The following is a 1,689-nucleotide window of genomic DNA, read 5'->3' as shown; positions in this document are numbered from 1 at the left end:
AATAAGTATAGTTCAATTCTTATATCACCATCAATTATTTAACTAAAAGTCCAGACAAATGTACAGTTAATGTGATATAATATAAACATAACGAAAAAGCTAAATAGGAGCAATTATTAAGGACAATTTCACAAAAATTGTTCTATCGGTCATAGAGTAAAAAATTAACATTAAAAGCAAGCGTGATAATGCCTTTTTGAATTTGCATGTTCACATGGCTTGGGTTATCTTGACAGGCTTAATAGATTACTGATGTAAAACAAAATTCAAATACAATCATTGTGATTAATTACATTTATTACGAAAAGAGGGATGTTTATGAACGAGGATATCATTATGCATATGGTTAAACCCTATGTTAATAATGGTGTTATTCCTTTTACGAAAATAAATGAACTTTTCGGTGATTTTTTATCAGAAAAAGAAATAAATGAAATTGTCGATCTTTTGCCTAAAAAAGGAATAGCTGTTATAAACGAGATTACAGAGGAACAAAAATTCTTTAATATGGCAAAACCATTTGTTCGTTCTGGTTATATGTCCTATGAGAATTTTGATAAAGTTTTCAGAATGTATCCACGTCGAAAACAATACGAAATTGTTGAAATTCTTTTTGCTCTAGGTGTTGAATTGATTGACGAAGAAATACTGCCACTAGATATTGCAACGTCCAGTATAGAAGACCTTAGCGACCCATTAAATATGACTGAAGATGAACGTAATCCCTATTCAAATGATATTTTATATGATCGCAGTGTATTTGAAGATGATGTATCATCACACACTCCCGTATTTTCAAATATTACGCAAAAGAACGAAACGCTATGCAAATTGATTCAAGACGGAAATATTTAGGCAATGCAGGATATCTGTATAAAAAATAAAAATTTGGTTTCAAAATATGCATGTGCATATCAAGGGTATTATGGCAATGACTTATCTATTGATGATTTAACGCAAGCTGGCTATATTGGATTATTGCAAGCCGCACGAAAATATGACTTTACATCTGATAATGCGTTTAGTACATATGCAACATACTGGATCAAACAATCAATAACAAGAGAAATAGCTGATACAGGATATACTATTAGAATGCCAGTGCATATGATTGAAAAAATCATAAAAATAACAAAACTTGATGAGAAATACGATATGTGTGGGTTCGACTATGATGCAAGAATCAAACAGATAGCATTTGATTTGCAATTAAGCGAAGAACAGGTTTTGCAAGCTATATCTGTTCGAAAAAAATATATGAGATTATCTTCTTTAAATGCTCTCACTGGAGAAGAAACAGATACAGAGTTAGGCGAATTAATTGTGGATATAGAAAGTGAAAACGTTGAAGATGTGGTAATGTCTAACATTTGTTCTGCTGAAGTTGAACAAATGTTGTGTTCACTTTCAAACAAAGAACGAGAAGTAATTCGATATAGGTTTGGCTTATATGATGGCAAAGAGTGGACTTTAGAGGAAGTTGCAAAAGAATATCATCTAACTAGAGAACGAATTAGACAGATAGAATGTAAAGCATTAAGACGACTACGACATCCAACCAAAGGACTTTTAAAGTGGTATTAAGAGGTAAGTATTAGGAGGTAAAAGATGATAAATGATCTTTTAAAAAATATGATAATGAAAAAAATTGACTTTATAAAGGATTCTTTTAGTAATGCCATTATTGTA

The 1,689-nt window shown here is 30.8% G+C and carries 2 protein-coding genes; both read left to right on the top strand.

Annotated elements, in window-relative coordinates; genetic code table 11:
- Positions 1–318: 318 nt before the first annotated feature.
- The gene (locus DW793_RS14145) at positions 319–855 is read left to right on the top strand and encodes a hypothetical protein (protein WP_118158530.1); all 537 of its coding nucleotides are present in this window, start codon (positions 319–321) and stop codon (positions 853–855) included.
- Positions 856–858: 3 nt separating this feature from the next.
- Positions 859–1,584, top strand: coding sequence for a sigma-70 family RNA polymerase sigma factor (locus tag DW793_RS14140; protein WP_118158529.1), 726 nt, complete (start codon positions 859–861; stop codon positions 1,582–1,584).
- Positions 1,585–1,689: the final 105 nt, after the last annotated feature.

It is taken from the genome of Ruminococcus sp. AM31-15AC (assembly GCF_003462045.1).
Classification (GTDB): Bacteria; Bacillota; Clostridia; order Oscillospirales; family Ruminococcaceae; genus Hominimerdicola; species Hominimerdicola aceti.
This window is presented reverse-complemented; position numbering and strand designations above follow the sequence as displayed.

What these genes read in the sequence shown, in the direction of transcription:
- DW793_RS14145 (WP_118158530.1), top strand. Translation starts at nt 319, where the DNA reads ATGAACGAGGATATCATTATGCATATGGTTAAACCCTATGTTAATAAT.
- DW793_RS14140 (WP_118158529.1), top strand. Translation starts at nt 859, where the DNA reads ATGCAGGATATCTGTATAAAAAATAAAAATTTGGTTTCAAAATATGCA.